Annotated in this window: 31 protein-coding genes; 23 read left to right on the plus strand and 8 right to left on the minus strand. The window is 53.5% G+C overall.

Annotated features, from left to right (window positions below; genetic code table 11):
- The first annotated feature begins 174 nt into the window (after window positions 1-174).
- From ppiA to argD, 5 genes are all read left to right on the plus strand, one after another.
- The gene (ppiA, locus tag WLO31_RS01415) at window positions 175-747 is read left to right on the plus strand and encodes a peptidylprolyl isomerase A (RefSeq protein WP_435928752.1); all 573 of its coding nucleotides are present in this window, start codon (window positions 175-177) and stop codon (window positions 745-747) included.
- A 107-nt stretch (window positions 748-854) separates the two neighbouring features.
- On the plus strand, window positions 855-1,025 hold the full coding sequence (locus WLO31_RS01420; protein WP_435928754.1) for a YhfG family protein: 171 nt from the start codon (window positions 855-857) through the stop codon (window positions 1,023-1,025).
- The gene (locus WLO31_RS01425; RefSeq protein ID WP_435928756.1) at window positions 1,015-1,617 is read left to right on the plus strand and encodes a putative adenosine monophosphate-protein transferase Fic; all 603 of its coding nucleotides are present in this window, start codon (window positions 1,015-1,017) and stop codon (window positions 1,615-1,617) included. The genes WLO31_RS01420 and WLO31_RS01425 overlap by 11 nt, the downstream gene beginning before the upstream one ends.
- A 33-nt stretch (window positions 1,618-1,650) precedes the next feature.
- Window positions 1,651-2,214 (plus strand): aminodeoxychorismate synthase component 2, encoded by a 564-nt coding sequence (gene pabA / locus WLO31_RS01430; RefSeq protein WP_435928757.1) that lies wholly within the window; start codon window positions 1,651-1,653, stop codon window positions 2,212-2,214.
- 87 nt (window positions 2,215-2,301) lie between these two features.
- Complete coding sequence (gene argD, locus WLO31_RS01435; RefSeq protein ID WP_435928758.1) at window positions 2,302-3,525, plus strand: bifunctional acetylornithine/succinyldiaminopimelate transaminase; 1,224 nt, start codon at window positions 2,302-2,304, stop codon at window positions 3,523-3,525.
- Between the two features lie 48 nt (window positions 3,526-3,573).
- Here the strand turns inward: argD and WLO31_RS01440 are convergent, their stop codons facing one another.
- Together WLO31_RS01440 and crp are read right to left on the minus strand one after the other, a co-directional pair.
- Window positions 3,574-5,664: a YccS/YhfK family putative transporter gene (locus tag WLO31_RS01440; RefSeq protein ID WP_435928759.1), complete on the minus strand. Its 2,091-nt coding sequence runs from the start codon at window positions 5,662-5,664 to the stop codon at window positions 3,574-3,576.
- Window positions 5,665-5,929: 265 nt separating this feature from the next.
- Window positions 5,930-6,562, minus strand: a complete 633-nt coding sequence (gene crp, locus WLO31_RS01445) for a cAMP-activated global transcriptional regulator CRP (RefSeq protein WP_000242758.1) — start codon at window positions 6,560-6,562, stop codon at window positions 5,930-5,932.
- Window positions 6,563-6,877: 315 nt separating this feature from the next.
- Between crp and WLO31_RS01450 the strand changes: the two genes are divergently transcribed.
- Window positions 6,878-7,282 (plus strand): OsmC family protein, encoded by a 405-nt coding sequence (locus WLO31_RS01450; protein WP_435928761.1) that lies wholly within the window; start codon window positions 6,878-6,880, stop codon window positions 7,280-7,282.
- Between the two features lie 26 nt (window positions 7,283-7,308).
- Here the strand turns inward: WLO31_RS01450 and WLO31_RS01455 are convergent, their stop codons facing one another.
- The 3 genes from WLO31_RS01455 to WLO31_RS01465 form a co-directional block, all read right to left on the minus strand.
- Window positions 7,309-8,178: a phosphoribulokinase gene (locus tag WLO31_RS01455; RefSeq protein WP_435928762.1), complete on the minus strand. Its 870-nt coding sequence runs from the start codon at window positions 8,176-8,178 to the stop codon at window positions 7,309-7,311.
- A 64-nt stretch (window positions 8,179-8,242) separates the two neighbouring features.
- Window positions 8,243-8,461, minus strand: a complete 219-nt coding sequence (locus tag WLO31_RS01460; protein ID WP_435928763.1) for a YheU family protein — start codon at window positions 8,459-8,461, stop codon at window positions 8,243-8,245.
- 1 nt (window position 8,462) lies between these two features.
- Window positions 8,463-9,479 (minus strand): hydrolase, encoded by a 1,017-nt coding sequence (locus WLO31_RS01465; protein ID WP_435928765.1) that lies wholly within the window; start codon window positions 9,477-9,479, stop codon window positions 8,463-8,465.
- 62 nt (window positions 9,480-9,541) lie between these two features.
- Here WLO31_RS01465 and WLO31_RS01470 point away from each other — a divergent pair, with 62 nt between their 5' ends.
- A complete protein-coding gene (locus WLO31_RS01470; protein WP_435928767.1) occupies window positions 9,542-10,141 on the plus strand; it encodes a LysE family translocator in 600 nt (199 codons plus the stop codon).
- A 20-nt stretch (window positions 10,142-10,161) separates the two neighbouring features.
- Here the strand turns inward: WLO31_RS01470 and WLO31_RS01475 are convergent, their stop codons facing one another.
- A complete protein-coding gene (locus tag WLO31_RS01475) occupies window positions 10,162-12,066 on the minus strand; it encodes an ABC transporter ATP-binding protein (protein WP_435928769.1) in 1,905 nt (634 codons plus the stop codon).
- A 120-nt stretch (window positions 12,067-12,186) separates the two neighbouring features.
- Here WLO31_RS01475 and kefG point away from each other — a divergent pair, with 120 nt between their 5' ends.
- From kefG to slyD, 4 genes are all read left to right on the plus strand, one after another.
- Entirely contained in the window at window positions 12,187-12,741 is a 555-nt protein-coding gene (gene kefG / locus WLO31_RS01480) for a glutathione-regulated potassium-efflux system ancillary protein KefG (protein WP_435930698.1), read from the plus strand.
- Window positions 12,741-14,546 carry a glutathione-regulated potassium-efflux system protein KefB gene (gene kefB, locus WLO31_RS01485; RefSeq protein WP_435928771.1) on the plus strand — a complete coding sequence of 602 codons (1,806 nt, stop codon included), beginning with the start codon at window positions 12,741-12,743 and terminating at the stop codon, window positions 14,544-14,546. The genes kefG and kefB overlap by 1 nt, the downstream gene beginning before the upstream one ends.
- Before the next feature lie 144 nt (window positions 14,547-14,690).
- Window positions 14,691-14,891, plus strand: a complete 201-nt coding sequence (locus tag WLO31_RS01490) for a YheV family putative zinc ribbon protein (protein ID WP_435928772.1) — start codon at window positions 14,691-14,693, stop codon at window positions 14,889-14,891.
- A 94-nt stretch (window positions 14,892-14,985) separates the two neighbouring features.
- Window positions 14,986-15,570 (plus strand): peptidylprolyl isomerase, encoded by a 585-nt coding sequence (slyD, locus tag WLO31_RS01495; RefSeq protein ID WP_435928773.1) that lies wholly within the window; start codon window positions 14,986-14,988, stop codon window positions 15,568-15,570.
- Window positions 15,571-15,617: 47 nt separating this feature from the next.
- On the opposite strand, the gene WLO31_RS01500 is transcribed toward slyD, so the two are convergent.
- Entirely contained in the window at window positions 15,618-15,836 is a 219-nt protein-coding gene (locus tag WLO31_RS01500; RefSeq protein ID WP_435928775.1) for a protein SlyX, read from the minus strand.
- A 226-nt stretch (window positions 15,837-16,062) separates the two neighbouring features.
- Here WLO31_RS01500 and fkpA point away from each other — a divergent pair, with 226 nt between their 5' ends.
- The 11 genes from fkpA to bfr all read left to right on the plus strand — a co-directional run bounded on the left by fkpA (window position 16,063) and on the right by bfr (window position 24,254).
- Window positions 16,063-16,881: an FKBP-type peptidyl-prolyl cis-trans isomerase gene (gene fkpA / locus WLO31_RS01505; RefSeq protein ID WP_435928777.1), complete on the plus strand. Its 819-nt coding sequence runs from the start codon at window positions 16,063-16,065 to the stop codon at window positions 16,879-16,881.
- 180 nt (window positions 16,882-17,061) lie between these two features.
- Entirely contained in the window at window positions 17,062-17,790 is a 729-nt protein-coding gene (locus WLO31_RS01510) for a helix-turn-helix transcriptional regulator (RefSeq protein WP_435928780.1), read from the plus strand.
- A complete protein-coding gene (gene tusD / locus WLO31_RS01515; RefSeq protein WP_435928782.1) occupies window positions 17,791-18,177 on the plus strand; it encodes a sulfurtransferase complex subunit TusD in 387 nt (128 codons plus the stop codon). It abuts the gene before it with no gap.
- Window positions 18,177-18,536 carry a sulfurtransferase complex subunit TusC gene (gene tusC, locus WLO31_RS01520; RefSeq protein WP_435928785.1) on the plus strand — a complete coding sequence of 120 codons (360 nt, stop codon included), beginning with the start codon at window positions 18,177-18,179 and terminating at the stop codon, window positions 18,534-18,536. Before tusD ends, tusC begins: the two co-directional genes overlap by 1 nt.
- A 7-nt stretch (window positions 18,537-18,543) precedes the next feature.
- A complete protein-coding gene (gene tusB / locus WLO31_RS01525; RefSeq protein WP_435928787.1) occupies window positions 18,544-18,831 on the plus strand; it encodes a sulfurtransferase complex subunit TusB in 288 nt (95 codons plus the stop codon).
- Window positions 18,832-18,955: 124 nt separating this feature from the next.
- On the plus strand, window positions 18,956-19,330 hold the full coding sequence (gene rpsL / locus WLO31_RS01530; RefSeq protein ID WP_003023654.1) for a 30S ribosomal protein S12: 375 nt from the start codon (window positions 18,956-18,958) through the stop codon (window positions 19,328-19,330).
- A gap of 96 nt (window positions 19,331-19,426) precedes the next feature.
- The gene (rpsG, locus tag WLO31_RS01535) at window positions 19,427-19,897 is read left to right on the plus strand and encodes a 30S ribosomal protein S7 (protein ID WP_017803037.1); all 471 of its coding nucleotides are present in this window, start codon (window positions 19,427-19,429) and stop codon (window positions 19,895-19,897) included.
- 93 nt (window positions 19,898-19,990) lie between these two features.
- Window positions 19,991-22,105 carry an elongation factor G gene (fusA, locus tag WLO31_RS01540; protein WP_435928794.1) on the plus strand — a complete coding sequence of 705 codons (2,115 nt, stop codon included), beginning with the start codon at window positions 19,991-19,993 and terminating at the stop codon, window positions 22,103-22,105.
- A gap of 71 nt (window positions 22,106-22,176) precedes the next feature.
- Window positions 22,177-23,361 carry an elongation factor Tu gene (tuf, locus tag WLO31_RS01545; RefSeq protein WP_435928230.1) on the plus strand — a complete coding sequence of 395 codons (1,185 nt, stop codon included), beginning with the start codon at window positions 22,177-22,179 and terminating at the stop codon, window positions 23,359-23,361.
- Between the two features lie 149 nt (window positions 23,362-23,510).
- On the plus strand, window positions 23,511-23,705 hold the full coding sequence (gene bfd, locus WLO31_RS01550; RefSeq protein ID WP_435928796.1) for a bacterioferritin-associated ferredoxin: 195 nt from the start codon (window positions 23,511-23,513) through the stop codon (window positions 23,703-23,705).
- Between the two features lie 72 nt (window positions 23,706-23,777).
- Window positions 23,778-24,254 (plus strand): bacterioferritin, encoded by a 477-nt coding sequence (gene bfr / locus WLO31_RS01555; RefSeq protein WP_435928798.1) that lies wholly within the window; start codon window positions 23,778-23,780, stop codon window positions 24,252-24,254.
- A gap of 10 nt (window positions 24,255-24,264) precedes the next feature.
- On the opposite strand, the gene WLO31_RS01560 is transcribed toward bfr, so the two are convergent.
- On the minus strand, window positions 24,265-24,750 hold the full coding sequence (locus WLO31_RS01560; RefSeq protein WP_435928800.1) for a prepilin peptidase: 486 nt from the start codon (window positions 24,748-24,750) through the stop codon (window positions 24,265-24,267).
- A 379-nt stretch (window positions 24,751-25,129) separates the two neighbouring features.
- Between WLO31_RS01560 and rpsJ the strand changes: the two genes are divergently transcribed.
- Window positions 25,130-25,441 carry a 30S ribosomal protein S10 gene (rpsJ, locus tag WLO31_RS01565; RefSeq protein WP_001181005.1) on the plus strand — a complete coding sequence of 104 codons (312 nt, stop codon included), beginning with the start codon at window positions 25,130-25,132 and terminating at the stop codon, window positions 25,439-25,441.
- Window positions 25,442-25,467: the final 26 nt, after the last annotated feature.

A 25,467-nucleotide genomic window follows, 5' to 3' on the forward strand; every position in this document is an offset into this window, starting at 1 on the left:
AATTGCTGATCACTTTATGAGATGTCTCACATATTTAACCCTATAAAATCGATTCATTAAGGCAAGTCATTGATTTGCAGGAAAGTAAAAAACCGTAAAGGGCTGGCGCCCGATGCCCCGCCTCTTTACACTCTAGCAACTTGCTTCATTCACTGCCTTCGTAAGGAATTTCTGATGTTCAAATCGACTCTGGCGGCTGTTGCAGCTGTGTTCGCCCTCTCGGCTGTTTCTCCTGCTGCACTGGCGGCAAGCGGCGATCCCCACGTTTTACTGACGACTTCCGCCGGTAATATTGAGCTTGAATTAAATAGCCAAAAAGCCCCCGTATCGGTGAAGAACTTTGTTGATTACGTCAACAGCGGTTTCTATAACAACACCACCTTTCATCGGGTGATCCCGGGCTTTATGGTTCAGGGCGGCGGCTTTACTGAAGATATGAATCAGAAGCAGCCGAACCCGCCGATTAAAAACGAAGCGGATAACGGCCTGCGTAACACCCGCGGCACCATTTCTATGGCGCGTACCGCGGATAAGGACAGCGCAACCAGCCAGTTCTTCATCAACGTTGCGGACAACGCTTTCCTCGATCACGGCCAGCGCGACTTCGGTTATGCGGTATTTGGTAAAGTTGTGAAAGGGATGGAAGTGGCCGACAAGATTTCACAGGTTAAGACTCATGACGTCGGCCCTTACCAGAATGTTCCCTCAAAACCGATAGTTATCCTTTCCGCTAAAGTCCTGCCTTAATTCCCCGCGCGCGGGTCGGTTTGGCCCGCGTTCTGCTCACTCCCCGGCAACTGTGCAGAATGCTGCTTATACTTGTGGCAAAACAGCAACGCACTAAGGGAGGCGATATGGGCAAGAAACTCACCGAAAAGCAAAAATCCCGTCTGTGGCAGCAGCAGCGCAGCCGCTCGTTTCAGGCCAGTAGCCGGCTGGAAGGGCTTGAAGTTCCGCTGATTACGCTCACGCGTGATGAGGCCCTGGCACGCATTAGCGAAGTGCGGGGTCACTATGAGCGATAAATTTGGCGAAGGGCGCGATCCTTATTTCTGGTCTGGTATTCACGTTCTGCGTAACCGGCTTAACATTCGTGAAGAGCAACGGCTGAAAGAAGCTGAGTATGAGCTTACCGCGTTACGGGCGGCGACCATCGACATTGGCCCGATGCGCATGGGGCTGCCGTGGCTGTGTTCTATTCATCAACAGCTTTTCCAGGACGTTTTCGACTGGGCCGGCGAGCTCAGGAAAGTAGATATCTATCAGGGCGATACCCGTTTCTGCCATTTTGAGTATATCGAAAACGAAGGCAACGATTTGATGCAGGAGCTGGAAGACGAACGCTACCTGAGCGACCTTGAGAAACCGGCGTTTATTGAACGGCTGGCGCATTACTACTGTGAAATCAACGTGCTGCATCCGTTCCGTATCGGCAGCGGTCGGGCGCAGCGTATCTTCTTCGAACAGCTGGCCATCCATGCGGGCTATACGCTGGACTGGAGTGAAACAGAACAGGATGCCTGGCAAGCCGCCAACCAGGCGGGTGCTCTGGGCGATCTCAAGCCGCTCACGGCGATTTTTACTAAAGTGGTGAGCGAGGCGCGGGAAAGCGAATAGAATAGCGCGGTTCTTTATTCTGCCGGAGCCGCCATGTTACTGCTTATCGACAATTACGATTCTTTCACCTGGAATCTGTATCAGTATTTTTGCGAGCTCGGCGCTGAGGTGGTGGTGAAGCGTAACGATGATATTACGCTTGCGGAAATTGCCGCCCTTGCGCCCGCGAAGCTTGTGATTTCTCCCGGCCCCTGCACGCCAACAGAGGCCGGGATTTCGCTTGCGGCCATTGAACATTTTGCAGGCAAGCTGCCCGTTCTTGGCGTTTGCCTGGGCCATCAGGCTATTGCGCAGGCGTTTGGCGCAACGATTATCCGTGCGGAAAAGGTTATGCACGGCAAAACCTCAGCCATTTCCCACAATAACAGCGGCGTATTCAGCGGCCTGAATAATCCCCTTACCGTAACGCGTTACCACTCGCTGATTATCGATCCCGCCACTTTGCCGGACAGTTTTGACGTCACCGCCTGGAGCGATAAACGCGAGATTATGGGCATTCGCCACCGCGAGCTGGATCTTGAAGGCGTGCAGTTCCATCCGGAAAGTATTCTCAGCGAGCAGGGCCACCAGCTGCTGACTAATTTCCTTAAGCGGTGATTTTTATTGCTAGTCAGTGATTTTTTATGCATATTTATTGCTTATATTTTCAATAATATCTTTGCATGAAAACGGGATGGGGAAGCAATGACAACTGAACAATCAGCAATTACCCGCGCGACTTTCGATGAAGTTATTCTGCCGGTTTATGCACCAGCAGAGTTTATTCCGGTAAAGGGTAAAGGCAGCCGCATATGGGATCAGCAGGGCAAAGAGTATGTTGATTTCGCCGGCGGCATCGCGGTTACGGCGCTGGGCCATTGTCATCCGGCGCTGGTGGAGGCGTTAAAAACTCAGGGCGAAACGCTGTGGCATACCAGTAACGTATTTACCAACGAACCCGCTCTGCGCCTGGGCCGCAAGCTGATTGCTGCAACTTTTGCCGAGCGCGTGCTGTTTATGAACTCCGGCACCGAAGCGAACGAAACCGCGTTCAAACTGGCGCGCTACTACGCCTCTACCCGCCATAGCCCGTATAAATCCAAAATCATTGCCTTCCATAACGCCTTCCATGGCCGTTCGCTGTTTACCGTTTCGGTTGGCGGACAGCCAAAGTATTCTGATGGCTTTGGCCCGAAACCTGCCGACATCATCCATGTGCCGTTTAATGATCTGCATGCGGTAAAAGCCATTATTGACGACCACACCTGCGCGATTGTCGTTGAGCCGATCCAGGGCGAAGGTGGGGTAACCGCCGCAACGCCCGAGTTCCTGCAGGGGCTGCGCGAGCTGTGCGATGAACATAACGCGCTGCTGGTGTTCGATGAAGTGCAGTCCGGCATGGGGCGTACCGGCGAGCTGTTTGCCTGTATGCGCTATGGCGTGACGCCGGATATTCTGACCAGCGCCAAAGCGCTCGGCGGCGGTTTCCCGGTGAGCGTGATGCTGACAACCCAGGAAATCGCTTCCGCCTTCCACGTTGGCACCCATGGTTCAACCTACGGCGGCAATCCGCTGGCCTGCGCTGTAGCGGGCGCCGCGTTCGATATCATCAACACGCCGGAAGTCCTGCAGGGCGTGGCGAAGAAACGTCAGCTTTTTGTGAAGCACCTGCAGCAGATTGACGAGCGGTTTGATGTGTTCAGCGATATTCGCGGCATGGGTTTGCTGATTGGGGCGGAGCTGAAGCCGCAGTATAAAGGACGCGCCCGTGAATTCCTTTATGCCGCCGCGCAGGAAGGGGTAATGGTGCTGAACGCCGGCCCGGACGTAATACGCTTTGCGCCATCGCTGATTGTGGACGATGCTGACATCGAAGAAGGTATGCAGCGCTTTGCGAAAGCGGTCGGCAAGATCGCCGGGATGTTATAGGTCAGACACGCCTGCGCTATCCGAAGTTTTCGGCGGCTGGCGCTTCGTTTAACCTCCCTGCGGCCGTCCCAGGCGGCGGTTCAGCCAGATCCCATGGTGCGGACGCTGGCGCCATGCCACTGACGAAATGGTATGCAGGACGTTGAGATGCCCCAGTACCCGCTGTAAATGCTGCTCCATGGTACTCAACGGCCCGGTGGGCAGCGCTTCTGCATCCAGAATAGTTGCGTTTTTCGTCTCTCCAGGTCCGTCATATTCAAGCCGCTGCTGGCATCTTTGCAGGGCGATTTCGCACGCCTGCAAATAACGCTGCGCCAGCTCCGGCGTGAGCATGTTGTGCTCCCGCGCCAGCGTGGTCATTGCATTGATATGTTCAACGATGAACTGGCTGTGCGTCACCCACAGTTTCATCTCTTCCAGATAATGTGAATTAAAGCCCGGCTCCTGCATCGCCTGGTTCAGCGAGTTAAACAGCGCATTATGGGCCTGATTAACCTTCATGCGCTGATAGGCCAGCGGCGTGGGCTTGGGGTCGCTGCTCAGTATCAACCGGATAGCGTCCTGATCGGTTTCCAGCGAGTCGTGGGCGTTCTGGCGCAGCAGACCGCTTTGCCACTGCGGCCACAGCCAGACCATGCCGCCAAAGGCTATCAGACAGCCAAGCAGGGTATCTATCAGGCGGGGCACGATATATTGCTCGGCGCTGAGCGTAATGAGCTGCAGGGTATAAACAGCGGTGACGGTAAAACCAATGGTCGCCCAGCCGTAGCTTTTGCGAATAAAGAGATAGCTTATCAGGGTGATGATAAGCATCGCGGTTAAAGCGATATATTGCGGAAAATGGAAGTGCAGGGCGACGCCGGCAATTCCCAGCCCGGCAATGGTGCCAGCCGAACGGTGCAGAATACGCACTCGCGTCGCACCGTAGCCGTTTTGCGTCACAAACATGACGGTCATCAGGATCCAGTAGGGCTTAGGCAGATGCAAAAATGCGCCGAGCAGGCTGGCAACGGTCAGCATAACGCCAAGCCTGGCCGAGTTACGCAGCGCGGCGGATTTAAACGACAGGTAGCTTTTGAGCGCCTCCCACAGCGGCAGGCGGCGCTGGCGTTCTTCCATCAGGTCGCGGACATAGAGAGGGCGCTGGGTTCGCAGCACGCGCGCGATGCGGCTGAAGTGGTAGTGGCAGAATTGCCCGACAGGGTTGTCCGGATTCTGGCGCGCAATTTTTTCCAGCGCTTCGATTTGCTTATCCATTACAAAACGCTTCGGATAACGGTGATACAGAATGTCGTCGGCCAGCACCCGCAAACGCGCTGCGATAGTTTGCGCATTCCAGCGGATGACAGCTTCGGCGTGGCTCTGCTCCACGAGCTTTTGCACCTCTTCCGGCTGATGCAGGCTAACGGAGATGTGCTCCTGGAGATCGAGGGCGATCTGAAAGACGCGCAGCAGGCGTTTGTAGTCGTTGCGCTGGTTTGCCGCCAGCATGTGCAGCTGCTGATAACAAACGGTGATCAGATCGACGGCCTTTTGCTGACGGGCGAGCAGGGGCGGCAGCGCTTTTTCCGGATCCGTATGCTGGGTTAATAAGCCATATTTGGCTTCGCAGTAGTCTGCAAGCTGTCGGTAGAGCAGGCTTAATGATTCGCGCAGCGGCTGTTCGCGCCACAGCCAGTACCAGAACCAGTTAAATCCTCCGTACCAGATGGTGCCGGAAACATAGAGCAGCATTGGTTTCCAGATTGGCATATTTCCGGCCATGCTGAGCGTGAAGATGGCTGCAATTAGCGAGGCGGGCAGCAGCCGGGCATGAAGCGCGCCGATCTCCGCAGTGACGCCCAGCAGCAGCGCCATCGCCAGTAAAATGATGGGCAGGGGAACCGAGGTATAGAGCAGCAACAGCTGCATAATCAGGCTGCTGAGTGCAAACAGGCTGCCGCCGATAATCAGCCGACGAAAGAAGCGTTTGTGGGGCGTATCCAGACCGGCAATATTGCAGCACGCAGGCACTAACGAGAAAAGCAGGCCGTTTTGCAGGCTGCCCAGCATCAGTCCTACCGCCACGGGAAGACACAGCACCAGCGTTTGCCGCAGTGCATAGTTAACCTCAGGGTGATAAATCAGTCGGCGCCACATAGACTCGTCATACTTCAAGCTGCTGGGGTGTTGGCTGCGCTCAGTTATTCGGCACGGCGTGTGCCTTACCCCTTCGGGGCCACTGCGAGCAGCGTTCGGATCTGTGCCAGACAGATTTGTCATCCCAGTCACTTATCAATATAAGCTCCCGGGGATTCTCTCCCTTACCGCCTGGCTGCAACCTGAATTATTCAGAACCAGCTCAGGAAGTTAAGAGACAAAAAAGGCGTGTTACCGAAGCGACACGCCATTTTGTGAGCGAAAATTAACGAGTGCCGTAAACGACGATCGTTTTACCGTGAGCGGAAATCAGATTTTGATCTTCGAGCATTTTCAGGATACGGCCTACTGTTTCGCGGGAGCAGCCGACAATCTGACCGATTTCCTGGCGGGTAATTTTAATCTGCATCCCGTCCGGATGGGTCATTGCATCAGGCTGTTTGGCTAGATTCAGCAGCGTCTGAGCAATGCGGCCGGTGACGTCGAGGAAGGCGAGGTTGCCCACTTTTTCTGACGTGACCTGCAGGCGACGCGCCATCTGGGAAGAGAGACGCATCAGAATGTCCGGGTTGACCTGGATAAGCTGGCGGAATTTTTTATAAGAAATTTCAGCCACTTCGCACGCCGTTTTTGCACGAACCCAGGCGCTGCGCTCCTGGCCTTCTTCAAACAGGCCTAATTCACCGATAAAATCGCCCTGATTCAGATAGGAGAGGATCATTTCCTTACCCTCTTCATCTTTGATCAGCACTGCCACAGAGCCTTTGACGATGTAATACAGCGTCTCCGCTTTTTCGCCCTGGTGGATCAGCGTGCTCTTCGATGGATACTTATGAATGTGGCAATGGGACAAGAACCATTCGAGGGTCGGGTCTGTTTGCGGTTTGCCAAGCACCATGCGCGGTTATCCTCTGTTATAAACTGGCTACCAAAGGCGGGATGCAAAACCTCCTGCCCGGCGTTGCAATCGTTATAATATATCCCACTCGGGGGAAATGGCCTGCAAGTCAAGCTTGCCGCCTGTAATTAGTGATGTCCTCTGCAGACATCCATCGCATCAATGTATCGAATGTTGCATCCGGATTGTTTTAGCATAGCTTTTGACAGGTGTCTCCTATTGTCTCGTTTCAGCATGACGCAGGTCGCCTTCCGTTGCCAGTTTTGCTGCATCCGCGTACTCTGAAAGGAAATTTCTTCAACAGGAGTAAGCAAAATGCAGGCACGAGTTAAATGGGTAGAGGGATTAACGTTCCTGGGCGAATCGGCTTCGGGCCATCAGGTCCTGATGGACGGGAATTCAGGCGATAAAGCGCCAAGCCCGATGGAGATGGTGCTGATGGCCGCTGGGGGTTGTAGCGCCATCGACGTGGTTTCTATTTTGCAAAAAGGCCGCCACGACGTGACGGATTGTGAGGTGAAGCTGACTTCAGAACGTCGCGAAGAAGCGCCGCGCCTGTTTACCCACATCAACCTGCATTTCATCGTGACCGGCAAAGCGCTGAAGGACAATGCCGTGTCCCGCGCCGTAGATCTGTCCGCAGAGAAATATTGCTCGGTTGCGCTGATGCTTGAGAAAGCGGCAAACATCACGCACAGCTATGAAGTGATCGAAGCTTAACAGGCGAAGGGCGGCAGCTTGTCGCCCTAAACGACTTTTCTGCCTTCCGCCAGCCGCTGCACCAGCGGCGTCATTATCAGCTCCATTGCCAGCCCCATTTTCCCGCCCGGAACCACCAGAGTATTGATGTGGGAAATGAATGAACCCTGCAACATTGCCAGCAGATAAGGGAAATCGATGTCATCCAGGCCGCGGAAATGGATCACGACGAAGCTTTCATCCAGCGATGGAATGCCGCGTGCAGCAAAAGGGTTCGACGTATCTACCGTCGGAACGCGCTGGAAGTTGATATGGGTGCGCGAGAACTGCGGGGTGATGTAGTTAATATAATCATCCATCGATCTGACGACGGAATCCATGACCGCTTCGCGGGAGTGGCCGCGTTCGCTTGTGTCGCGCACCAGTTTCTGAATCCACTCAAGGTTAACGATGGGCACCACGCCTACCAGTAAATCCACATAGTTCGCCACATCATGCTGCGGGGTGACGACGCCGCCGTGCAGCCCTTCGTAAAAGAGGACATCCGTTGGTTCCGGCAGCGGTTGCCATGGCGTAAACGTGCCGGGCACCTGATCCCAGGGCACGGCTTCGTCATAGGTGTGGAGGTATTTGCGGGATTGCCCCTGGCCGCTGCGCCCGTATTCAGCAAAGGTCTGCTCAAGCAGGCCGAAATCATTAGCTTCTGGCCCGAAGTAGCTGATATGGCGGCCAAGATCGCGCGCTTTGCGGATCGCCATATCCATTTCCGGACGGGTATAACGATGGAAGCTGTCCCCTTCGACTTCTGCGGCGCGCAGGTTGAGCTGCTGGAATATCTTACGAAAGGCCAGGCTGGTGGTGGTGGTTCCCGCACCGCTGGAACCTGTGACGGCGATAACCGGATGTTTGGTTGACATAGGGCAACAACTCCATGGGGATTAAAAATTATGCGGTACAGACCGTGCCCCATACAACGACTCGTCAGCCGCGGAATTGCCCGCGCGGCATAATATTCACCGTTTCATGAAGCTCTGACCAGACCAGCACCGCCTCACCGCTTTGCAGCTGTCGTTTCACATCTGCAACCTTCTGAGAGAGCGAACGTTCCTGCTCACCATAATCCGTACCCTCGCGTAACACAAAGGATTCGATAAGATTATCGAGCGTTTCGCCGTCGAGATCCTGCCAGGGAATAATCATCTTATTTATCCAGATACTTTGTCAGCCAGTCGGGAATACGTTGCTCAAGCCACATTTCCGGTTTGCGCAGCGTGCCGCCGACAAAGCCGACATGTCCACCATGGCTGGTGAGTTGGTATTCAATGTTTATGGGTAAACATGCCTTATCGGGAATGACATGATGATCCATAAAGGGATCGTCTTTAGCATGGATGATAAGCGTAGGTTTGGCGATGTCCGGTAATAACGGCATGGCGCTGCACCGGCGGTAATAATCCAGCGCGTCGGCGAAACCGTGGATTTTTGAAGTAATAAGATCGTCAAAATCACGGATGCGGCGCACGCCCTTAAGCTGCCTTAAATCCACGGGAAGCGTGCCGGGGTAGCTGCGGAGTTTGCGTGCGGCATTCTTTTTCAGCAGGTTTAAGAGATAGCGCTGATAGAACCGCGAGAAGCCTTGTTCCATATGGTAGCAGCACTGCTCAAGCATCAGCGGAGCGGAGACCACAACGCCTGCTTTCAACGTGCAGTCCGCGCCCTGTTTCGCCATCAGGCAGGCCAGCATATTCCCGCCGAGAGAGAAACCGACCGCCGCCGTGGGCATCTCGCCATAGCGCTGGTTAAGCCAGTTCAGGAAAAAGGTGCCGTCTTCGGTTTCGCCTGAGTGGTAGATGCGCTTCATGCGGTTAGGCACGCCGCTGCAGCCCCGGAAATGCATCACTACGCCCAGCCAGCCGCGTTTTTTGGCCGCTTCCATCAGGCCGTGAGCATAGGGGCTGTGCAGGCTGCCTTCCAGACCGTGGAAAACCACCAGGCGGGGCTTATGCGAAGCCTCCCGCGGGTCTTCGCTCCAGGCAAGATCGACGAAATCTCCGTCCGGCATATCGAGACGCTGCCAGTGAGGTTTAAAATTGACCCGACGACGGATCACGCGCGGCAGCATGGTTTGCAGGTGAGGGTTACTCAATCCGCGCATCGGGCGAAATGCCTGACCGTCATCATGATTAAAATTCAATTCTGCAGGGCTTGTCTGATCCATATCACACTGTTAGTTTCATTTTGTTTGCTAATTATTATCTTTGGGTGTGGAGCACCCACGTCATGGAAACGCTTTTCTTTTCAATGCTTGGTTTTCTTTGGGTCGCAGCCATCACACCGGGTCCTAATAATACGTTACTTACCTCATCCGGAGCCAATTACGGTTTTTTGCGCAGTTTACCGCTGATGATCGGCATCATGCTGGGCATGCAGTGCATTCTGTTGCTGGTGGCCTGCGGCGTGGGCAGCCTGATTCTGGTTTACCCTGCGCTGCACCTTATCCTGAAGATTGCCGGCAGCGCTTATCTTTTATGGCTGGCCTGGAAAATCGGTACGGCGACCTACGAACGCCTGGAGACCGATGCGCCTGTGCCCGCTCCGGTCCCGTTCTGGCAGGGAGGATTGCTGCAGGTTATCAACCCAAAAGCCTGGCTGATGGCGCTCGGCGCGGTAGCCAGTTTTAGCCTGGCCGGTTCAGAGTACCTGCACTCCGTGGTGTTAATCAGCATCGGCATTGCTCTGGTCAACATTGTGGCAGGCGCAATCTGGATTGCCTTTGGCAGCCTGATTGGCAAGCTGCTGCGCGGCCGCCGGGCCTGGGCCATCTTTAATGTCTTTATGGGCCTGCTGACGGCGGCCTGCGTACTGCTGATTTGGCACTAAGTCAGTTTTGATAAGGGCGATTAGTCGCCCTGCATCATCTGTTCCAGCCGCTCATGGGCGTCCAGCCATTCCATTTCACACTCTTCCAGCGCCGATTTCACCTTCACCTGGCTTTGCAGGCATTCGGTCATTTCTGCTTTACGGCTTTGATCGTAAATCGCGCTGTCAGCCAGCTTCGCTTCGACTTCCGCCAGCTGCGCATTCAGCTTTTCCATCTGCTTCTCAAGCTGGGTAACCTGTTTGCGCAGCGGCTGGGTCAGGGTGCGTAGCTCTGCCTCGCGGCGTTTCTGATCTTTACGCGACTGCGCGCTGTTGGCGTTATCTTTTGCCGCATCTTCTGGCAGGTTTTCCTGCTTTTGCAGAACGCTTAACCACTGCTGATAATCTTCCAGATCGCCATCAAAGCCTTCGACTTTTCCGTCGTGCACCAGATAGAGATCGTCAGTGGTTGAGCGCAGCAGATGGCGGTCGTGCGAGACAACGACCAGCGCGCCTTCGAAATCAATCAGCGCTTCGGTCAGCGCCTGACGCATGTCGAGATCGAGGTGGTTGGTTGGCTCATCGAGCAGCAGCAGGTTAGGGCGCTGCCAGACAACCAGCGCCAGCACCAGACGGGCTTTTTCGCCGCCGGAGAAACGGGCCGTCTGCTCGGTAACCTTATCACCCTGGAAGCCAAAGCCGCCGAGATAATCGCGCAGCTGCTGTTCCAGCTCTTTAGGCGCAATGCGCGCCAGATGCTGGAGCGGCGACTCATCGGCCCGCAGATATTCGAGCTGGTGCTGGGCGAAGTAACCAAGCTTGATGCCTTTCGCCAGGCCAATATCGCCCTGCAGCGGAGCCAGCTCGCCCGCCAGCAGTTTGATCAGCGTTGATTTACCCGCGCCGTTGCGGCCTAACAGACCGATGCGCGAGCCGGGAACCAGATTCAGCTTGATGGAGTTCAGGATCACGCGATCGCCGTAGCCCGCGCTGACTTTTTCCATGCGCAGCAGCGGATTAGGCAGGCTTTCCGGCGCGCGGAAACTGAAGTGGAACGGGTTATCCACGTGCGCAGGTGCGATCAGCTCCATGCGCTCGAGCATTTTGACACGGCTCTGAGCCTGCTTCGCTTTAGAGGCTTTCGCTTTAAAACGATCGATAAAGCTTTGCAGATGCGCCACGCGCTCCTGCTGGCTTTCATACATCGACTGCTGCTGGGCAAGGCGGGTCGCGCGCTGGCCTTCAAACGAGGAGTAGTTGCCGGTGTATTCGAACATGCTTTGCTGTTCGATATGGATGATTTTGCCGACTACCGGGTCGAGGAAGTCGCGATCGTGCGAGATGAGAATTAGCGTGCCGGGATAGTTTTTTAGCCATCTTTCCAGCCAGATGACGGCGTCCAAATCCAGGTGGTTGGTCGGTTCATCGAGCAACAGTAAATCTGAGCGGCAAATCAGCGCCTGCGCCAGGTTTAAACGCATACGCCAGCCGCCGGAAAAATCGCTGACCGGGCGTTCGAGCTGCTCGTTGCTGAACCCTAAGCCGTGAAGCAGGCTTGCGGCGCGGGCGCGGATAGTCCAGGCGTCAACCGCATCAAGCTTGCCGTGTATAAGGGCGATAGCATGGCCGTCGTCAACGACGTTTGCCTGAGCCAGTTCGGCTTCAAGCTGACGGAACTCACGGTCGCCGTCGATAACGTATTCAATAGCGGGGACCTCCAGCGCCGGCGTTTCCTGATTAACCCAGGCCAGCGCCCAGTTGCCCGGATAAGTCATGCTTCCGCCATCGGCGCTTATCTCGTTCTTTAAAAGCGCCAGCAGCGTGGATTTACCGCAGCCGTTTTTACCCACGAGGCCCACTTTCTGGCCCGGGTTAATGGTGGCGGTGGCGTTATCCAGCAGAACGCGGGTGCCGCGACGAATTTGTAACGAGGAGAAAACAATCATAAAGCGCCGTATTCAGAGTATGTTAAATTGTCATTATATTCAGGGAGCGTGATGCGTTGGGTATCGCGTCGGGCTGCATGGTAGCCCAAAAAAATCACTATGACGACGCCCTGGAGGGTAATGATGTCGCAGCCGCCGAAAGTTTTGCTGCTGTATGCCCATCCGGAATCTCAGGACTCGGTCGCAAACCGGGTTTTGCTCCAACCGGCGCAGCAGCTTGAAAATGTTACCGTGCACGATCTTTATGCGCACTATCCCGATTTTTTTATCGATATCTATCATGAGCAAGCCTTGCTGCAAGAGCATGACGTTATCGTCTTTCAACACCCGCTTTATACCTATAGCTGCCCGGCGCTACTCAAAGAGTGGCTGGATCGCGTGCTAAGCCGCGGTTTTGCCAGCGGCGTGGGAGGCACCGCCCTTGCGGGAAAGTACTGGCGGAGCGTCATCACGACGGGGGAGCCGGAAGGCGCTTACCGCCACGATGGCTTTAACCGTTTCCCGCTGAGCGATATTTTGCGCCCTTTTGAACTCACTGCGGCGATGTGCCGTATGCACTGGATGAATCCCATCATCGTTTATTGGGCGCGACGTCAGTCCCCACAGGAGCTGGCCAGCCACGCGAAAGCCTATGGCGAATGGCTGGCTTCGCCGATACCGCCGGGAGGGCGCTGATGCACAGTTCCGATCTGCTGTTTGCCGGAGTTTTATTTTTATTCGCGGCGGTCGTCACCGTTCCCATCGCCGCCCGTCTGGGCATTGGCGCGGTGCTGGGCTACCTGCTGGCGGGGATCGCTATCGGGCCCTGGGGCTTAGGCTTCATCAGTGACGTGGAGGAAATCCTTCACTTCTCTGAGATGGGCGTGGTGTTCCTGATGTTCATCATTGGGCTGGAGCTGAACCCTGCAAAACTCTGGACGCTACGGCGGTCGATCTTTGGCGTTGGCGCAGCGCAGGTCACCCTGAGCGCCGTTATCCTCGCCGGGCTGCTGATTCTGACAAAGTTCTCCTGGCAGGCCGCTGTGATTGGCGGTATCGGACTGGCGATGTCTTCGACCGCGATGGCGCTGCAACTGATGCGTGACAAGGGGATGAATCGTAACGAAGCAGGGCAGCTTGGGTTTTCCGTGCTGCTGTTTCAGGATCTGGCTGTTATTCCCGCTTTGGCGCTTGTGCCGCTGCTGGCGGGCAATGACAACGGCCACACGGACTGGATAAAGGTCGGTTTTAAGGTGCTTGCTTTTGCCGGCATGCTGATTGGCGGACGTTATCTGCTGCGGCCGTTGTTCCGTTTTATTGCCGGTTCTGGCGTGCGTGAAGTCTTCACGGCTGCGGCGCTGCTGCTGGTGCTGGGATCGGCGCTGTTTATGGATCTGCTGGGGCTTTCCATGGCGCTGGGGACGTTTATCGCGGGCGTGCTGCTGGCGGAAAGCGAATACCGGCACGAACTGGAAATCGCCATCGATCCGTTTAAGGGATTATTGCTGGGGCTGTTCTTTATCTCCGTTGGGATGGCGCTTAATCTGGGCGTGCTCTATACCCATTTATTATTCGTGCTCCTCGGCGTTATCTTGCTGGTGGCGGTGAAGTTCGGTGTGCTCTACGGCATCTCTCATGTGTACGGTTTGCGCAGTTCTGAAAGGCTGCAGTTTTCCGGCGTGCTGAGCCAGGGCGGGGAGTTTGCTTTCGTTCTCTTTTCTACCGCCTCTTCGCAGAAGCTGTTTCAGGGCGATCAGATGCCGTTGCTGTTGGTTACGGTCACGCTCTCCATGATGACCACGCCACTATTAATGAAGGGTGTGGACGCCATTCTTGCGCGGCGTTTTAACAGCGATGAAGAGCCGGATGAGAAACCTTACGTTGAAGACGATCGTCCGCAGGTGATTATCGTTGGCTTCGGGCGTTTCGGACAGGTGATTGGCCGTCTTTTAATGGCCAATAAAATGCGCATCACGGTGCTGGAACGGGATATCAGCTCGGTTAGCCTGATGCGTAAATATGGCTATAAAGTTTATTACGGCGATGCGACAGAGCTTGAGCTGCTGCGCTCGGCGGGCGCCGAAGCGGCAAAATCTATCGTTATTACCTGTAACGCGCCGGAAGATACGCTGAGGATTGTCCATCTGTGTCAACAACACTTTCCACATCTGGCGATTCTGGCGCGCGCCAGGGGGCGCGTCGAAGCGCATGAGCTGTTACAGGCGGGCGTGAAGCACTTTTCGCGCGAGACCTTTTCCAGCGCGCTGGAGTTGGGGCGCAAAACGTTGATGACGCTCGGTATGCATCCTCATCAGGCGCATCGCGCGCAGCTGCATTTTCGGCGTCTGGATATGAGCATGCTGCGTGAGCTTATGCCAATTCATACCGATACCGCGCAGATTTCCAGAGTGCGGGAGGCGCGTCGGGAGCTGGAAGAGATTTTTGAACGCGAAATGCAGCAGGAGCGTCGCCAGCTTGATGGCTGGGACGAATTTGAGTAGCAAGCCGGGGCGTTGAAAAAACAAATCGTCAGACGGCAACGGTAATTAACCCAGGAAAATCAATTTATTGATTTTCGGCAGATAACCACAAAGAGGGGAAAACTACGCTTTTTCCCTCTTTGTCAGCAACTTCAGGTGAAGCCAATGTCAGTGCGCAAGCGTTTTATTGCCGGGGCAGTGTGCCCTCAGTGCCAGGCGCAGGATTCTCTTGCGATGTGGCGCGAGAATAATGTTGATATCGTTGAGTGCGTTAAGTGCGGACACCAGATGCGCGAAGCGGACAAAAAGCCCCGCGAACATACGCGGGAGCAGGAGCAGGTGATAGGCATTTTTCATCCGGACTAGCGAGATCCCCCGAGTTTTTTTAAGCTTAAGGGTACACCGGCGTCGATTTCCGCTACAATCGTCGCCAGTTTTTTTCCCACGCTCAGGAGATATCATGAAAGTAGCAAAAGACCTGGTGGTCAGCCTGGCCTATCAGGTACGTACAGAAGACGGTGTATTGGTTGATGAGTCTCCGGTGAGTGCGCCGCTGGACTATCTGCATGGTCACGGCTCCCTGATTTCAGGGCTGGAAAACGCGCTTGAAGGTCACGTTGTTGGCGATCGTTTTGATGTGAGCGTCGGTGCTAACGACGCTTACGGTCAGTATGACGAAAACCTGGTACAACGCGTACCGAAAGACGTTTTTATGGGCGTTGACGAACTGCAGGTTGGCATGCGTTTCATGGCGGAAACCGACCAGGGTCCGGTGCCGGTTGAAATCACGGAAGTTGAAGACGACCACGTTGTGGTTGACGGCAACCACATGCTGGCTGGCCAGAACCTGAGCTTCAACGTTGAAGTTATCGCGATTCGTGAAGCAACCGCTGAAGAGCTGGCCCATGGCCACGTTCACGGCGAACACGATCATCACCACGAACACGGTGACGGTTGCTGTGGTGGTCACGGCCACGATCACGACCACGATCATGACCACGGTAAAGGTGGCTGTGGCGGCAACGGCGGCTGCGGTTGCCACTAAGCTTTAGATAAGCGATAAAAAAGGCGTGTCCCGGACACGCCTTTTTCTTAGTAGTGCGGAGGCGGCGTCTCCTCGGCCTGGGAAGCAATCATTGAAGGCTGACTGGCTTTTAATTTTTCCACCAGCAAACGAAAATGCTCGCGCAGTTTTACCATCTCCAGTTCGTGAGCCGTTACCGTCTGATTTAACTCTTCTATGGTTATCTCCTGGAAAGCGAGACGACTCTCAAGCTCTTCCAGCCGTTGTTCGGTCGATTTTTGTTGCATGGCTTACCTCTTTGGCCTGCAGATGGGCGATTTCCCGCGATTCTACTGAAAATTACCTCTGGTTACAGCGCCATTTGGCCCTTCACGAAACTTCTTTATACAAAAAGAGTCTGAATTTGACTCGATAACGAGCGCAGAGATTGTGTAGATTTCTCCCGCGACGTTATAGTACGTCTCTTAGTTGAAAATAACCTTGGGGTTAGAGGCCCCGGCCCTGGAGAAATGGATGAAATCATTGTTTAAAGTAACGCTTCTGGCGGCCACGATGGCTGTTGCCCTGAGCGCTCCGGCGTTTGCTGCTCCGGCCGCTGCCGCAAAAGATACCGCTGCTGCGCCTGCCAGCAACGCGGCATTCAAAAATGACGATCAGAAGTCTGCGTATGCGCTGGGTGCTTCGCTTGGTCGTTACATGGAAAATTCCCTGAAAGAACAAGAAAAACTGGGCATCACTCTGGATAAAACCCAGCTTATCGCCGGCGTTCAGGACGCGTTTGCTGATAAGAGCAAGCTGTCTGACCAGGAAATTGAGCAAACTCTGCAGGCGTTTGAAGCCCGCGTGAAGGCCTCCGCCCAGGCGAAAATGGAAAAAGATGCGAAAGAAAATGCGGATAAAGGCAAAGCCTTCCGTGACGCATTCGCAAAAGAAAAAGGTGTGAAAACCTCTTCTACCGGTCTGCTGTACAAAGTAGACAAAGAAGGCACCGGCGATGCGCCGAAAGACAGCGACACCGTAGTGGTAAACTACAAAGGTACGCTGATCGACGGTAAAGAGTTCGACAACTCCTACACCCGCGGCGAGCCGCTCTCCTTCCGTCTTGACGGTGTGATCCCAGGCTGGACCGAAGGCCTGAAAAACATCAAAAAAGGCGGCAAAATCAAGATGGTTATCCCACCAGAGCTGGCCTACGGCAAAACGGGCGTTCCGGGAATTCCTGCGAACTCTACGCTGGTCTTTGACGTAGAGCTGCTGGATATCAAACCGGCTCCTAAAGCTGACGCCAAACCGGACGTTGCTGCTGAAGCAGAAGCTGCCAAAAGCAAGTAATCAGTGATGAACCGCCGCCTCAGGGGCGGCGGTTTTTTATTTGTAGCGGCATATAATAATAAAGACTGGAAAGCGGGTCTTACGGTGTATTACCTTATCGGTCAGCGTTTCAACTGAGTTTGAGTCTGCCCTGACACCACTAAAGCGCGACAGGCTCTCTGTAGAGGGTGGTATTTTTAAATGTCCAATTCGCTTTTAACCAACGAAACCAGTGAACTTGATTTACTGGATCAGCGTCCCTTTGAACAAACCGACTTCGAAATATTAAAATCCTATGAAGCGGTCGTCGATGGGCTGGCAATGCTGATTGGTTCCCACTGCGAAATCGTGCTGCATTCCCTTCAGGATTTGAAGTGTTCAGCAATTCGTATTGCAAACGGTGAACACACCGGGCGAAAAATTGGTTCTCCGATTACCGATTTGGCTCTGCGCATGCTCCACGATATGACCGGCGCGGACAGCAGCGTATCTAAGTGCTACTTTACGCGCGCTAAAAGCGGCGTGCTGATGAAATCCGTTACTATCGCCATTCGCAATCGAGACCAGCGTGTGATTGGTCTTTTGTGCATCAACATGAACCTTGATGTACCTTTCTCGCAGATTATGTCGACCTTTATCCCGCCAGAAACGCAGGATCAGGAAGTGCCGTCTTCGGTCAACTTCGCCTCCTCCGTTGAAGACCTGGTGATGCAGACGCTGGAATTCACCATCGAAGAGGTGAACGCCGATCGCAACGTCTCCAACAACGCTAAGAATCGCCAGATTGTTCTCAACCTGTATGAAAAGGGCATCTTCGATATTAAAGATGCCATCAACCAGGTGGCGGACCGTCTGAACATCTCTAAGCACACGGTCTATCTCTATATTCGCCAGTTTAAAAACGGTGATTTCCTGGGGCAGGAAAAGTAAATGCGTTTTGCCATGATGGTGACCGGCCCGGCTTATGGGACGCAACAGGCGAGCAGCGCGTTGCAGTTTGCCCGGGCTGTCATTGACGAGGGGCACGCCTTAAGCAGCGTTTTTTTCTATCGTGAAGGCGTACTTAATGCTAATGCGCTTACCGCGCCTGCGAGCGACGAAGTCGATCTGGTGCGGGCCTGGCAAGAGCTTCACGAGAGGCATGGCGTAGAGCTGCATATTTGCGTCGCTGCGGCATTGCGCCGTGGCGTGCTCGACGACGCCGAGGCAAAACAGCACGCGCTGACCGCAGGCAACCTCCAGGCCGGTTTTACCCTGAGCGGGCTGGGCGCGCTGGCGGAAGCTTCGCTTACCTGTGAAAGGATGGTGCAGTTCTGATGAAGCGCGTTGCCTTTGTATTTAAATCCGCTCCGCACGGTACTTCGGCAGGGCGTGAAGGGCTGGATGCCTTGCTCGCCGCTTCCGCGTTATCTGAAGACATCGGCGTTTTCTTCGTCGGTGACGGCGTGTTTCAGATTGTGCCAGGCCAGCAGCCCGATAAAATCCTTTCCCGTGATTACATCGCAACGTTCCGCGTGCTGCCGCTCTACGATATCGAGCAGTGCTATCTTTGCGCTGCATCTGCGCGCGAGCGTGGGTTATCTGAAAACGGCGCCTGGGTCGTGAATGTAACCTCTCTGGCCCCGGATGCGCTGCGGGAAACGCTGCATCAGTTTGATACAATACTGACTTTCTGAGGCGCTCATGCTGCATATTTTACGCCACTCGCCTTTTAACGCCGATCTTGATGCGCTCCTGCGCTGTATGGATGCAGGAGATGATTTGCTGCTGCTGCAGGATGGAGTAGTTGCTGCGATAAAGGGTAGCCGTTACCTTGAATTGCTGCTCGCAGCCCCCATATCTGTCAGCGCTCTGCAAGAAGATCTCGAAGCACGCGGCCTGGCTGCTCAAATTTCATCCAAAATCGACGCGGTCAGCTATAATGATTTCGTCAGATTGACGGTTAAACACGAACGGCAGATAACCTGGTAGACCAGGATCGCTGTATATTTCTTGACACCTTTTCGGCTCAGCCCTAAAATTCTGCGTCCTCATATTATATGAGGCCGTTTTATTACGTGTTTACGAAGCAAAAGCTAAAACCAGGAGCTATTTAATGGCAACAGTTAACCAGCTGGTTCGCAAACCACGCGCACGCAAAGTTGCAAAGAGCAACGTGCCTGCGCTGGAAGCCTGCCCGCAAAAACGTGGTGTATGTACTCGTGTATATACCACCACTCCAAAAAAACCGAACTCCGCACTGCGTAAAGTTTGCCGTGTTCGTCTGACTAACGGTTTTGAAGTTACCTCCTACATCGGTGGTGAAGGTCACAACCTGCAGGAGCACTCAGTGATCCTGATTCGTGGTGGTCGTGTTAAAGACTTGCCAGGTGTTCGTTACCACACCGTTCGTGGTGCACTTGACTGCTCCGGCGTTAAAGACCGTAAGCAATCTCGTTCTAAGTACGGCGTGAAGCGTCCTAAGGCTTAATGGTTCTCCGTTAAGTAAGGCCAAACGTTTTAAATTAATGTCAAAACTAAACTCTTTGAGTTTTGGACAATCCTGAATTAACAACGGAGTATTTCCATGCCACGTCGTCGCGTCATTGGTCAACGTAAAATTCTGCCGGATCCTAAGTTCGGATCAGAACTGCTGGCCAAATTTGTAAACATCCTGATGGTAGATGGTAAAAAATCTACTGCAGAAGCAATCGTCTATACCGCGCTGGAGACCCTGGCTCAGCGTTCTGGTAAAAACGAACTGGAAGCTTTCGAAGTCGCTCTGGACAACGTTCGTCCGACTGTCGAAGTTAAGTCCCGCCGCGTAGGTGGTTCTACTTATCAGGTTCCAGTAGAAGTCCGTCCGGTTCGTCGTAATGCCCTGGCAATGCGTTGGATCGTAGAAGCTGCTCGTAAACGCGGTGATAAATCCATGGCTCTTCGCCTGGCGAACGAACTTTCTGATGCTGCAGAGAACAAAGGTACTGCAGTTAAGAAACGTGAAGACGTTCACCGTATGGCTGAAGCCAACAAGGCGTTCGCTCACTACCGTTGGTAATCCCTTCGGAGTGTTAGTCACCAGGCGGGCGCTTCATAAAAGCTGCCCGCTTTGGGTTACTTAATTGAACGTCCCAGGATATAGAGGAATCAAATGGCTCGTACAACACCCATTGCACGCTACCGTAATATCGGTATCAGTGCACACATCGACGCCGGTAAAACCACTACTACCGAACGTATTCTGTTCTACACCGGTGTAAACCACAAAATCGGTGAAGTTCATGACGGCGCAGCCACCATGGACTGGATGGAGCAGGAGCAGGAGCGTGGTATCACCATTACCTCCGCTGCAACTACTGCATTCTGGTCAGGTATGGCTAAGCAGTATGAACCACACCGCGTAAACATCATCGACACCCCAGGGCACGTTGACTTCACCATCGAAGTAGAACGTTCCATGCGTGTGCTTGACGGTGCGGTAATGGTTTACTGCGCAGTTGGTGGTGTTCAGCCACAGTCTGAGACCGTATGGCGTCAGGCTAACAAATACAAAGTTCCACGCATCGCGTTCGTTAACAAAATGGACCGCATGGGTGCTAACTTCCTGAAAGTTGTAGGCCAGATCAAATCCCGTCTGGGCGCGAACCCGGTTCCGCTTCAGCTGGCGATTGGTGCTGAAGAAGGTTTCACCGGTGTTGTTGACCTGGTGAAAATGAAAGCTATCAACTGGAACGAAGCTGACGCTGGCGTGACCTTCGAATACGAAGATATCCCTGCTGATATGGTCGATCTGGCTGAAGAATGGCACCAGAATCTGATTGAATCTGCGGCTGAAGCATCTGAAGAGCTGATGGAAAAATACCTGGGCGGCGAAGAGCTGACCGAGGAAGAAATCAAGACAGCTCTGCGTCAGCGCGTGCTGAACAACGAGATCATTCTCGTGACCTGTGGTTCTGCGTTCAAGAACAAAGGCGTACAGGCAATGCTGGATGCGGTAATCGATTACCTGCCAGCACCTACAGACGTACCGGCAATCAACGGTATGCTGGACGACGGTAAAGATACCCCGGCTGAGCGTCACGCAAGCGACGACGAGCCGTTTGCTGCTCTGGCATTTAAAATTGCTACCGACCCGTTCGTAGGTAACCTGACCTTCTTCCGCGTGTACTCTGGCGTGGTTAACTCCGGTGATACCGTAGTGAACTCCGTTAAAGCTGCTCGTGAGCGTTTTGGCCGTATCGTTCAGATGCACGCTAACAAACGTGAAGAGATCAAAGAAGTTCGCGCAGGCGACATCGCTGCGGCTATCGGTCTGAAAGACGTTACCACTGGTGACACCCTGTGTGATCCGGACAACGTGATCATTCTGGAGCGTATGGAATTCCCTGAACCGGTAATCTCCATCGCCGTAGAACCGAAAACCAAAGCTGACCAGGAAAAAATGGGTCTGGCTCTGGGCCGTCTGGCTAAAGAAGATCCATCTTTCCGCGTATGGACTGATGAAGAATCTAACCAGACCATCATCGCAGGTATGGGTGAGCTGCACCTCGACATCATCGTTGACCGCATGAAGCGTGAATTCAACGTTGAAGCGAACGTGGGTAAACCTCAGGTTGCTTACCGCGAAGCGATTCGCGCGAAAGTTACCGATATCGAAGGTAAACACGCTAAGCAGTCTGGTGGTCGTGGTCAGTACGGTCATGTTGTTATCGACATGTACCCACTGGAGCCGGGTTCAAACCCGAAAGGCTACGAATTCATCAACGACATCAAAGGCGGTGTGATTCCTGGCGAATACATCCCTGCCGTTGATAAAGGCATCCAGGAGCAGCTGAAGTCTGGTCCTCTGGCGGGTTACCCGGTAGTAGATCTCGGCGTGCGTCTGCACTTCGGTTCTTACCACGACGTTGACTCCTCCGAGCTGGCGTTTAAACTGGCCGCTTCTATCGCCTTTAAAGATGGCTTTAAGAAAGCGAAACCAGTTCTGCTTGAGCCTATCATGAAGGTTGAAGTTGAAACGCCGGAAGAGAACACTGGTGACGTCATCGGTGACCTTAGCCGTCGTCGTGGTATGCTGCGCGGCCAGGAATCCAACGTTACTGGCGTTGTGATTCACGCTGAAGTTCCGCTGTCTGAAATGTTCGGATACGCAACCCAGCTGCGTTCTCTGACCAAAGGTCGTGCTTCTTACTCCATGGAGTTCCTGAAGTATGATGATGCGCCGAACAACGTTGCTCAGGCCGTAATCGAAGCCCGTGGTAAATAAGCCCAGGCTTTTAAAACAATGATCCCGTGCTCTCTCCTTGAGGGGAGAGCACAATAGTAAGGAATATAGCCGTGTCTAAAGAAAAATTTGAACGTACAAAACCGCACGTTAACGTCGGCACCATCGGCCACGTTGACCATGGTAAAACTACCCTGACTGCAGCAATCACTACCGTTCTGGCTAAAACCTACGGCGGTGCTGCCCGTGCATTCGACCAGATCGATAACGCGCCGGAAGAGAAAGCTCGTGGTATCACCATCAACACTTCCCACGTTGAATATGACACCCCGACTCGCCACTACGCACACGTAGACTGCCCGGGCCACGCCGACTATGTTAAAAACATGATCACCGGTGCTGCGCAGATGGACGGCGCGATCCTGGTTGTTGCTGCGACTGATGGTCCGATGCCACAGACCCGCGAGCACATCCTGCTGGGTCGTCAGGTAGGCGTTCCTTACATCATCGTGTTCCTGAACAAATGCGACATGGTTGATGACGAAGAGCTGCTGGAGCTGGTTGAGATGGAAGTGCGTGAACTTCTGTCCCAGTACGACTTCCCGGGCGACGATACCCCAATCGTTCGTGGTTCTGCGCTGAAAGCGCTGGAAGGCGAAGCTGAGTGGGAAGCGAAGATTGTTGAGCTGGCAGGCTACCTGGATTCCTACATCCCGGAACCAGAGCGTGCTATCGACAAGCCGTTCCTGCTGCCAATCGAAGACGTGTTCTCCATCTCCGGCCGTGGTACCGTGGTTACCGGTCGTGTGGAGCGCGGTATCGTTAAAGTTGGCGAAGAAGTTGAAATCGTTGGTATCAAAGAGACTGCCAAGTCCACCTGTACCGGCGTTGAAATGTTCCGCAAACTGCTGGACGAAGGCCGTGCCGGTGAGAACGTTGGCGTTCTGCTGCGCGGTATCAAACGTGAAGAAATCGAACGTGGTCAGGTACTGGCTAAGCCAGGCTCCATCAAGCCGCACACCCAGTTCGAATCTGAAGTTTATATCCTGTCCAAGGACGAAGGCGGCCGTCATACGCCGTTCTTCAAAGGCTACCGTCCACAGTTCTACTTCCGTACAACTGACGTGACCGGTACCATCGAGCTGCCGGAAGGCGTTGAGATGGTTATGCCGGGCGACAACATCAAAATGGTTGTCACCCTGATCCACCCAATCGCGATGGACGACGGTCTGCGTTTCGCCATCCGTGAAGGCGGCCGTACCGTGGGCGCGGGTGTTGTTGCTAAAGTTATCGCTTAATCGCTGATACCTTTGTATGAAAAAGAGCGCCTCGGCGCTCTTTTTTTTGGCATTTTTTACAGCTTTTAGCCGGCAGCAATCAGGCGTGTGCTATTGTAATCATAACTATTCTCATTTACACTTTGCGCAGAAATTGAACGGGAGTGCTTATGTACGTTTGCTTGTGTAATGGTGTGAGTGATAAGAAAATTCGTCAGGCAGTGCGCCAGTTCCAGCCGCAATCTTTCCAGCAGCTTCGCAAATTTATTCCGGTTGGCAACCAGTGCGGGAAGTGTATTCACGCGGCGCGAGAAATCATGCAGGAAGAGCTGTTACAGATCCCGGAATTTAAAGAGATTGCTTAAGTCAGTCACTTTTTTTTGACTTACTCCGTGCTACATCTACGCTTCATGTAGTGGAAGCGGAGGGAGTTAAAAATGAAAAGTGATATTAAGATAATAAATTACCTCAATAAATTATTGGGAAACGAGCTTGTCGCCATCAATCAGTATTTTCTCCATGCGAGAATGTTCAAAAACTGGGGCCTGATGCGCCTCAACGACGTTGAGTACCATGAATCCATCGATGAAATGAAACACGCCGATAAATATATCGAACGTATTTTATTTCTTGAGGGCATACCCAACCTGCAGGATTTAGGCAAACTGCATATCGGGGAAGACGTTGAAGAGATGCTGCGCTCAGATCTCAATCTCGAGATGGAGGGCGCTAAAGATTTACGCGAAGCCATCGCCTATGCAGATACCATCCATGACTATGTCAGCCGTGACATGATGATTCAAATCCTCACGGAGGAAGAACACCATATTGACTGGCTTGAAACGGAACTGGATCTGATTGCCAAAATTGGTCTGCAGAACTATCTCCAGTCACAGCTTAAAGAAGCCAGTTGAAGCCGTTAATCTATAAAGAGTAATGGTTACACCATCCTGTGACGCCACCCGCTATCGCAAGGCAGGGCCCAAAAGGTAGCGGTGTGGTGATTAGGCGACCAGTGCGCGTTTGCCAGACTTTATTTATCCCCGCCAGAGCTAAACCACATACCGCCGCGATCAGCACAAGCCACGGCAGGCTTTGCCAGCCATGCCACGCTCCTAATGCCGCCAGCAGCTTCATATCCCCGTATCCGATACCTTCGCATTTGCGCACAAAAAAATAACACCAGAAGAGTGACCAGAGGCTTAAGTAACCGGTGACTGCCCCTGTCACGGCTGAAGCCAGGCGATCCGGGGAGACAGTAACGTGGAACAACAACCCGGACCATAGCAGCGAATAGTTCAGGTGGTCGGGCAGTAAGCGTTGTCTTACATCAATCCAGCTGAGCCGGAGCAGTAGCGCTACATATATAGCTATGAAGGCCAGCGTCGGCAGGGGAGGGAGAATAATCATGGTTGCGGCTCCTGAAAAAGTTATACAACCCTAATTCAGAACGGCAGAAAGGAAAAAGGGAGGTTTAGCCATTTTCGGGATCTCTTCCAGGGTATTGTCGACGTTTGCAATTTTTACAGGCTTGCTGGAATCCGTCGCGACTTTATTACAGAAAAAACTGTTTAATTCGTAAGCATGGCTTGCTTAGCGGCCGTATTTACGTATAATGCGCGGGCCTGTCTTAATTGACGGCTGGTTCGATATGAACCCGGTAGCGAAGTTGCTGCCAACAATGTCCCCAACAGGGGGGCTATGTATGAACGATTACACTCTCCCATCAATCGTAATGGGCTCGAGTAGTAATTTTTTTCGTCTATAAAATAATTGGAGCTCTGGTCTCATGCAGAACCAAAGAATCCGTATCCGCCTTAAAGCGTTTGATCATCGTCTGATCGATCAATCAACTGCGGAAATCGTCGAGACTGCTAAGCGCACTGGTGCGCAAGTCCGTGGTCCGATCCCGCTGCCGACCCGCAAAGAGCGCTTTACCGTTCTGATTTCTCCGCACGTCAACAAAGACGCGCGCGATCAGTACGAGATCCGCACTCACAAGCGTCTGGTTGACATCGTTGAGCCAACTGAGAAAACCGTTGATGCTCTGATGCGTCTGGATCTGGCTGCCGGTGTAGACGTGCAGATCAGCCTGGGTTAATCAGGTCATTGACGATTGAGAGGTTG

It is taken from the genome of Dryocola sharpae, from assembly GCF_051307055.1.
Classification (GTDB): domain Bacteria; phylum Pseudomonadota; class Gammaproteobacteria; order Enterobacterales; family Enterobacteriaceae; genus Dryocola.